The sequence below is a fragment of the Rhizobium sp. LC145 genome (genome assembly GCF_001005825.1).
Classification (GTDB): domain Bacteria; phylum Pseudomonadota; class Alphaproteobacteria; order Rhizobiales; family Rhizobiaceae; genus Neorhizobium.
In genome coordinates this window covers 42,323-49,366 of sequence record NZ_LBHV01000018.1, presented here as the reverse complement: position 1 = coordinate 49,366, position 7,044 = coordinate 42,323, and the positions used below count along the sequence as shown (strand labels likewise).

The following is a 7,044-nucleotide window of genomic DNA, read 5'->3' as shown; positions in this document are numbered from 1 at the left end:
GCGCATCCGGTATGATCCTGCGGCAATGACGGGTGCGCATGCCCTGGTAGAGCTGCAGCATTTCGCCCGGCCGGGCGTGCCGCTTGCGGTTAGCCCGAACCGTCTGGCGCTTGATGCCGGATTCGATCTGCGGCGCGAAGAACGCCTTGAAGCCATAGGCAACCATTAGAATAGTCTCCGTTCGATCCATTTGGCGCAGTCGGGGCAGGTATGCGTCCACTTGTCCGCAACGCGCCTAGTGCGCCAGCCCTCGGCTGTGATGTCTTCGCGCATGATGCTGAAATCTTCCTGCGCATAGGTGCGGCGATAGGTGAGGGGGCAGCTATCACAAGTGATCTGCAGCTTGCCCTGGTGCTGGATAAGGGTCATGACATCATCTGCCTTGCCGCGACGAGCCTGGCGTTCAATACCTTCTCGATATTTGCGTGGATCTGCTCCCGGCTTATGTCGGCTTCTGCCGCCACGTCGACGATCGCGAAGGCAAGCGCTGCGAAGGCGAGGTCGCGATCCTCGGGAAGGATGTCGATGACGCGTTCCATGGCGGTCACCACGGCGCGGGTTTCCTCCTCATTGGTCATTGCGGATCTCCGGAAAAGCATCGTGGGCTACGCCGTCAAGCATGCGGCCGGTGAGCTTCTTGCCGATACGGTAGACGTCGGGCTCATCGTCCCAGCCATCTTCGGGGTCGCTCATATTGGTGCTGCCGATCAGCCATGAATCGGCCCGCCAATGCGCTGAGGGTCGGCGGCCCTTGACAGAGGCCGGTACGTTCTCGCCCGGCGTCCATTCGCCCCACTGCTTGAAGTGAAACGGAACGCCGGCGGCAGCCGCCTGGTCGCGCAAGCCGCGAAACCAGTCCGGGTGCGTCGGCCGCGCCTTGTGATCGCCCTGGTCTGTCTCGCCTCCGGTGATCACCCAGTCAGGCATGAAAGTGGGAGGGACGATGATATCGCTGATGAGGGGCTCGAAAGATCCGAATGTGAAGAGCGGCGACAGCTCGACCTTGGCAACCTGAAGCGCCGGCAAGTTCTTGTCAGCGCGCGGCTGATCCTCGCATGTCGCGCCGAGCGCGGCGTTGGCAGGGAGTCCGCCGGCCGCATCAGCCATCTTGACGATGTTCTGTGGGCGCTTGGTTAGCAGCAGATAGATCAGCCGCGGCGTCTTGCTCATCACCTCGAAGGCATCGGCCCGCCATTGTGGGTCAACCTGGTTGTCGAAGATGTCGGCAAGGCTGGCGCAGAATACGAACGGCCGGTCGCCGTCCTTCTCGGCCTGGCGCTGCCATCGGAAAGGATCATTCCAAGTATGGGCGCCGGTTCGGACGCGGGGCGCATTGCCCCACTGCACCTTGTTATACCGCTTGTCCATCAGGGCTTCTGCATAGCAGCCATCGCAGGCCGGGCTGAGCTTCGTGCAGCCCATCCACGGGTTCCATGTGTGACGGGTCCATGAGATCGCGGAATTTTCAGCCATTGGCCGATCCCTCCCTCGGATGTGGCGCCGGGTCTTCGGCATATTGCTCAAAGCCATCCGGGATACCGGACGTGTGACGCTTCACATTCGACAAGGGAGCGGGTGCGCGGCGGTTCCAGCTCTCCACCATGACCGCCATTCGTTCTTCGTCGGAAAGATCCGGATGATCAGCCCGGCACATAATCATGTCGGCGTTGCAGCTCGTGCAGTAGACCGCAGCGCCGTGATCAAGCCGGCCGCCGGACAGGTGGCGGAAAGAGCGTTGATAGTCCTGCTCGGCGTCTCCGCCGCAAAACGGGCATGGCAAAAGCTTATCGGTCACGCTGCATCTCCTTTTAGGTTGGAGAAAAGGGAGGATTGGTTGCGCTCGATGCGCGACCAGGCGAGCGGATTAATCCAAAGGACCTCTGTGCGCGCCTTCGCTCCATCGGTGTGAGCCTTAGTCTCCACGCGGTGCCACCCTTTCATCGCGCTGTCGTACAGTTCGGAAGGGTATCCGGAGATGATCACCATGGCGCGTGAAGCATCGATCGCAGCCAGAAGTGCGGAGTGGTCCGCATCCGTCATCTCGTGGGCGTAGTATTTGCCGCTGCGGGTCTCTGCCACGTAGGGCGGGTCCAGATAGATCAGCGCGTCGTCGCGGTCGTACCTCTTCACCAGCTTCTTTGCGTCGCAGTTCTCAATCAACACATGAAGGAAGCGGCCGGCAACCAAAGCGACCTGCTCTGGAAGATCCGCGAGCGAGCGCAGCCTTGACGTGAAGCCGTCCGGGTTCGTACGCGCATCGAAACCTGATTTGGACAGCGCGCCTTTAGAGTTCATGCCCATGAATGAGCGAATAATGAAGCGGCGCGTTGCCTCGAGGTCATCGTCTACCGGCTCATAAAGCTCCCGATACTCGTCGCGAGCGTAAGGCGATAGAGCGATTGCCCGCGCTAGTTCGTCGGGTTGGTCACGAATGACGCGAAACATCCTGACTAGATCTCTATCGAGGTCGTTGTAGATCTCTGAAAGGGTGCGAGGCTTCTGGAGAAGGACGGACGCTGCGCCGCCGAATGGCTCAACGTACACTTTATGAGGTGGGAAATGACTGATCACCCATGGGGCAATCCGCCACTTGCTGCCATGCCAGCGAAGGATTGAGCGCGTCGGCGTCATTCTGCCGAATCCTCCTTGAGAATCCGAGCGACGAAGCGGCCTATGTCCTCATAATCGGTACTATCCCAAACCGCGCCGATCCCGCCGCACTCAAAGCAGCCGCCGCCAAGGTGGCAGCGCATGACGCTGCTGTAAGGGCCGGTCGGATGGCCTTCGTTGCTCTCATGGCAGCCGGTGCAGGTGCGCCAGAAGCCCTTGCCGTATTCGAGGGCGTCGGAAACGCCATCGAGCTCGATCGGCAGTTCGTTGGTCCGCGTCGATGGGGTGTCGTCCCTTCTGCCCTGGGCATACTCCCCCAACTCATCGAGCGTCTTCGTCACGCCCGCCTTACGGCATAGCCAGAGGATGCGGCGGAGCGCATCAGGGGTCGGCGTATAGTTTGGCGCTCCGGCTGTAAGTGCGAGATACTTGATCTCTTCTAGAGCCACCATACTCGTCTGCGGTCGAGTCTCAACAGCGAACTCTCTGATGACCTTGGCGTAGTGAAGGCCGTCCTGGTTGCCTTCCTGTCGCGGAACGAGCTTCTTCCCTTCGCTCGTGTCCTGGATCACATTGGCTTCGATCATCATCGCGATGCTTTCAAGGGCGAGTTCGTACCCGTCATTGCGATCAATCGCAGTTCTGCGCGATTGCATCTTCGTCTGGGATGCGGGGTTATTCGTCTGCGGCGCTGCGGATGGAGCCGGTTCGCACGGCGCATGCTTGGCGCCGCCAAACACGTATTCTTTCCATGGGGTCCAGCACCATTTACCGTCACGGTTGCGGAGGAAGCCCCACTTGCGCCCCGCGCGTCCACGCCAGACAAGCGTGATGATCTTGCGATCGTCTGTCTGTGGTATCGGGGGATCGCCTCGCTGCCGGCCGACCCACTCCCATAGCTCATCGCCTGAATAGCGGCCAATAACGCGGTGGCAATGGGTGGCGGGTCGATAGGATAGACGGAAGGCGCGAACTACTTGACGGTGGAGCTTATACCGCGCCGGCCCGCAAAATAGCGCCTCCATGTAGGAGAGACCTTTAGTGTCAGGGGTTGCCACTTCCTCAACATAAGACGTCAGCGGGAACGTCCAGAAATCCCACGGATGATCGTGGCAATCCGGATCAGTATCGCCACGATAAAAAACGTGCAGGCGAAGCCGGCCGATCCAAATTCGGGTCATGTACGGGGTGCGGCTACTGCCGGCATCATCAAAGATCGTGTGTATTCCGAAGAAGTGGTTAGCCATTGTTCGAGCCCTCTGAGGTGGCGGGCGCATCGACCAAGCTGGCGATGGCGTCTATCTCATCAGCTGCGGCGCGGAGCCGTTTCGCTAGGTTGCCGTAGTTCCTAGATCCGCACTCGCTTAAAGCGCGCGCAGCTCGGCCAACGGCGGCATGATCCACTCCCCAGTTCGTGCTGAAGTCCTTGCCAAAGGCGGCCTCGAAAAGACCGATATTCTTCGATGCGTTTTCCAGATGCGCCGTTCGCCGCGCCGCTGCCTCGTCGATCTCCTTGCTGCGGGTCTCCCGAAACCTCTGCATTTCTTCCGCTTGTCGATCTCGGGCTTCTCGGGTGGCCTCGTCGATCATTAGGCGCATCGTCTCGTCAGCTCGCCTCAACAATGCTGCAAGAAATGACCGGGTTATGGGCTCGGGATTGTTTTTTTCCGCTTCCCGGATGGTTTTCCAAGCCCTTCCATCGAACTCACGGAGGCCCCACGCCGGCGGAACATCGGAGAGATCGTCGATGACACCGGGAGCGGTATGGATATACCAGCGGTCGCAGAAGCGGGCGATTGCCTCCGCCTTGCTTGGATCGGCTGCTTCGCGCCTCCAATCGGAGCGGCTGATCTTGATTTCGACGCCGTGCAACTCCAGCCCGCGAGAGGGCCAAAGCGACATGATGACCGCATCGGCATATCGCTTGGCCCCGCCGCCGGTCGCGTTGGATACTTCCCACATGATGGCGTATTCAGGCGCGGCCCAACGCTTGGACATGCCCGCCCTGATATCAGCTGAGGTAATCTTTGCGAGCTTCGGGGTGGGGGAGAGAAGGTCAGTCATGTCGCCTCTCCATCAGCCAATTCAGATCGCGATTCTTCCACCGCAGTAGCTCGATCTTGGCGTGGCCGGCGCAACCCTCGCGACGTTCTCCCGTGAATTCCTCGACGGCTGCGGCCGCCAGCAAAGCGACCTGATGCCGATGCTTGAGGACCTGCCGAACGAAGAGCGTGCCGTTGCGGATATCGTGCTTGAGCGACGGGCAATGCTCGACGCAGGTCCGCGCACAGTCCTTGTGAACCATCGGTTCGACCTGCATCACGGTCATGCCCGCGCCGCCGGAAACGACTTCGCGGGCATGCGAGAGCGAGACCTTCGTGCGAGCCTTGAGCGGTTTAGCGCAGAGGTCGCAGAGGTCATTCACGATAAGCTGTCGCTGGCGGCCCATGTGAGGCTTGCCGAAAATCGGCTTCCCTTCGCCGCGTCTGTCGACGTCACAGAGCGCCAGATGATCGATATGCGGGCAACGGGCGACGTGTATGCCTCCCTGTTCTGCCGACCAGAGGGCGGCGAACGGAACAGGCATTGTGCCGTAGTGGAGAAGATTGCCTGGGGTCATTCGGCCGAGGCCTCCGAGCCGGAGGGCTGGCGGATGGCCTTGAAGCCACCGCAGGTGTTGACCGCGACTTGGATCATGCCGACGATCCATGCGGCATCCTCGTCGGTGCGTTCTCGATCGACATCGACGACAAGGACGGGTTTGCCGTCCGCGTCTATAAGGGTGGCAAGATCCTCGTCGGCAATCTGCAGCGGCAGATTGACGCCGTGATCCGCTAGCGCCTGGCGAAACTGCGCTGTTATTCCGGGGCTGGTGACTAGTGTGGCGGTCGCCTCGGCGAGTTGGGTTATCGTTGGGTCGCCTGCGTTCGGCGCGACCGGCTCCCGATGATCGCCGAACATGTGATCGAAGATGCTGTCGTCTGCGCTCTTGGTGCGGCAGCTGGCCCCTGCCAGCCGAGCCGGCTGAGCATGGCGGCCGAGGACATCGCCAAGCGTGCCTGCATAGCCGACTGGTTCTTTGTTTTCCGCCGATGGCGAAATACTGGAAAGCGCCGCCTCGGCCACCTTTAGAGCCTGCCTGGTCGTCAGTGCCGGAATTTCGCCGCGTATATGCAAACCGAGGATCGCGGTTGCGGCGGCCTCAAGATGGTTTTCAGCCATTCGAAGCCTCCCGAATGATTTGCTTGCGGTGCGCCTCGGCGATGGCCGCAACGTGCATGGAAATGCGAGGCAGGCTCACGGCAACGTATGCTGTCCCGCCGGAGCCGGTTGCAGTCACCCTGCGGCGGGTCACAATGCGCCGCTCGTCCTCAATGGGCTCTCGCGTGAAATCCGCGGGCGGCGCGGTCTCCATCAAGCTGGCTTTCATCGGCCGCCCTCCGGAGTTTCGGAAGCAAGGAAGTGGGAGGGGATCGGCTCGGGGCCGTTCTCCTGTGCCTGCATGCCGGCCCACAGCCCAATGACGTCCGGGTGGCCGCTGAACCGCATGATGATGGCGGAAGCCTTCTCGCCGACAGTCATCGTGTGGGAGACGTGGGGGATAGGCGCATGGGCATTCTCCGCCCATAAGGATTCCAGAAGTTCGGAGAACAGCGCGGGCACGCGCGGATTGAAGTAAACCGTCGAGGCATCGGCCAACGGTGCCTGGTTCATGTTCTTCAACAACTGACGCCAGCGCACCTTGACGCCCTCGGTCATGCGATAGTCGAGACCCACCGTGTGATCGCGAACGCTGGCCGATCTGCTGAACAGGGTGGGGTGGAATTCGTCATCTTCCTCCGCCCAGATCGGGTTCCGCATCTTCGGCGAGATGTGCATGCCGGCGGAGTAGACATAAACCGTGCCCGGCTGAAGCCATTCCGGTGCCTCCGGTTGGTATCGTTCGCCGCAGTAGTCCATTGTCGGGATTTCGATGCCCTTCGCGGCGTAGAAAGCCTGGTCGGGAATATCCAGCGTCACCGGCGTATCGATCCGCGCCTCGGGGTCGCGGATGATAACGCTCGCGTGGCCTGTCACGGCGACGAGGTATGCGCCGCCTTCGGTGCAGGGCTCCAGCAGGATATTGCCATCCAGAAACCGCAGCTGGTCGATCTCTCGCGCATACTCGACGAACGGCAGGAGCGGCCAAAGATACTTCGCCTGGAACCAGCCGAAGTGGATTTTCCTGTCGGATGCGCGTGCGTCCGCATTCCGGTCTTGCCGACCGGTTTCCCTGTCTTGCGTCATGGGGGTTTGCCTTCTGCCCGTTTGGAAACTGCGCCGAACTTAGCGTTCGACTGAAATTCAGTCAACACGAAATTCAATTCGACTGAAGTCCAAAAAGCGGCCGTTTTCAATCTGAATGCGGAATCACCCCTGCCGTGAGTGAGGCTC

At 60.8% G+C, this 7,044-nt stretch carries 11 protein-coding genes; all 11 read right to left on the bottom strand.

Annotated features, from left to right (window positions below; all coding sequences use genetic code 11):
* Positions 1-165 precede the first annotated feature (165 nt).
* From YH62_RS27740 to YH62_RS27690, 11 genes are read right to left on the bottom strand one after another with little or no spacing between them, the layout of a single operon-like run.
* Positions 166-369, bottom strand: coding sequence for a hypothetical protein (locus tag YH62_RS27740; RefSeq protein ID WP_046797558.1), 204 nt, complete (start codon positions 367-369; stop codon positions 166-168).
* Entirely contained in the window at positions 366-578 is a 213-nt protein-coding gene (locus YH62_RS27735) for a hypothetical protein (protein ID WP_046797557.1), read from the bottom strand. Before YH62_RS27735 ends, YH62_RS27740 begins: the two co-directional genes overlap by 4 nt.
* Positions 568-1,473, bottom strand: coding sequence for a DUF5131 family protein (locus YH62_RS27730; RefSeq protein ID WP_046797556.1), 906 nt, complete (start codon positions 1,471-1,473; stop codon positions 568-570). Before YH62_RS27730 ends, YH62_RS27735 begins: the two co-directional genes overlap by 11 nt.
* Positions 1,466-1,795, bottom strand: a complete 330-nt coding sequence (locus tag YH62_RS27725) for a Lar family restriction alleviation protein (protein WP_046797555.1) — start codon at positions 1,793-1,795, stop codon at positions 1,466-1,468. The genes YH62_RS27730 and YH62_RS27725 overlap by 8 nt, the downstream gene beginning before the upstream one ends.
* On the bottom strand, positions 1,792-2,631 hold the full coding sequence (locus tag YH62_RS27720; protein WP_046797554.1) for a DNA adenine methylase: 840 nt from the start codon (positions 2,629-2,631) through the stop codon (positions 1,792-1,794). Before YH62_RS27720 ends, YH62_RS27725 begins: the two co-directional genes overlap by 4 nt.
* The gene (locus YH62_RS30620) at positions 2,628-3,857 is read right to left on the bottom strand and encodes a hypothetical protein (protein WP_197082560.1); all 1,230 of its coding nucleotides are present in this window, start codon (positions 3,855-3,857) and stop codon (positions 2,628-2,630) included. The genes YH62_RS27720 and YH62_RS30620 overlap by 4 nt, the downstream gene beginning before the upstream one ends.
* Positions 3,850-4,674, bottom strand: coding sequence for a hypothetical protein (locus tag YH62_RS27710; protein WP_046797553.1), 825 nt, complete (start codon positions 4,672-4,674; stop codon positions 3,850-3,852). Before YH62_RS27710 ends, YH62_RS30620 begins: the two co-directional genes overlap by 8 nt.
* Positions 4,667-5,230, bottom strand: a complete 564-nt coding sequence (locus YH62_RS27705) for a hypothetical protein (RefSeq protein ID WP_046797552.1) — start codon at positions 5,228-5,230, stop codon at positions 4,667-4,669. Before YH62_RS27705 ends, YH62_RS27710 begins: the two co-directional genes overlap by 8 nt.
* Complete coding sequence (locus tag YH62_RS27700; RefSeq protein WP_046797551.1) at positions 5,227-5,832, bottom strand: hypothetical protein; 606 nt, start codon at positions 5,830-5,832, stop codon at positions 5,227-5,229. The genes YH62_RS27705 and YH62_RS27700 overlap by 4 nt, the downstream gene beginning before the upstream one ends.
* The gene (locus YH62_RS27695) at positions 5,825-6,040 is read right to left on the bottom strand and encodes a hypothetical protein (RefSeq protein WP_046797550.1); all 216 of its coding nucleotides are present in this window, start codon (positions 6,038-6,040) and stop codon (positions 5,825-5,827) included. Before YH62_RS27695 ends, YH62_RS27700 begins: the two co-directional genes overlap by 8 nt.
* Positions 6,037-6,897 (bottom strand): hypothetical protein, encoded by an 861-nt coding sequence (locus YH62_RS27690; RefSeq protein WP_046797549.1) that lies wholly within the window; start codon positions 6,895-6,897, stop codon positions 6,037-6,039. The genes YH62_RS27695 and YH62_RS27690 overlap by 4 nt, the downstream gene beginning before the upstream one ends.
* Positions 6,898-7,044: the final 147 nt, after the last annotated feature.

What these genes read in the sequence shown, in the direction of transcription:
- YH62_RS27690 (WP_046797549.1), bottom strand. Translation starts at nt 6,897, where the DNA reads ATGACGCAAGACAGGGAAACCGGTCGGCAAGACCGGAATGCGGACGCA.
- YH62_RS27710 (WP_046797553.1), bottom strand. Translation starts at nt 4,674, where the DNA reads ATGACTGACCTTCTCTCCCCCACCCCGAAGCTCGCAAAGATTACCTCA.
- YH62_RS27705 (WP_046797552.1), bottom strand. Translation starts at nt 5,230, where the DNA reads ATGACCCCAGGCAATCTTCTCCACTACGGCACAATGCCTGTTCCGTTC.
- YH62_RS30620 (WP_197082560.1), bottom strand. Translation starts at nt 3,857, where the DNA reads ATGGCTAACCACTTCTTCGGAATACACACGATCTTTGATGATGCCGGC.
- YH62_RS27735 (WP_046797557.1), bottom strand. Translation starts at nt 578, where the DNA reads ATGACCAATGAGGAGGAAACCCGCGCCGTGGTGACCGCCATGGAACGC.
- YH62_RS27700 (WP_046797551.1), bottom strand. Translation starts at nt 5,832, where the DNA reads ATGGCTGAAAACCATCTTGAGGCCGCCGCAACCGCGATCCTCGGTTTG.
- YH62_RS27695 (WP_046797550.1), bottom strand. Translation starts at nt 6,040, where the DNA reads ATGAAAGCCAGCTTGATGGAGACCGCGCCGCCCGCGGATTTCACGCGA.
- YH62_RS27740 (WP_046797558.1), bottom strand. Translation starts at nt 369, where the DNA reads ATGACCCTTATCCAGCACCAGGGCAAGCTGCAGATCACTTGTGATAGC.
- YH62_RS27730 (WP_046797556.1), bottom strand. Translation starts at nt 1,473, where the DNA reads ATGGCTGAAAATTCCGCGATCTCATGGACCCGTCACACATGGAACCCG.
- YH62_RS27720 (WP_046797554.1), bottom strand. Translation starts at nt 2,631, where the DNA reads ATGACGCCGACGCGCTCAATCCTTCGCTGGCATGGCAGCAAGTGGCGG.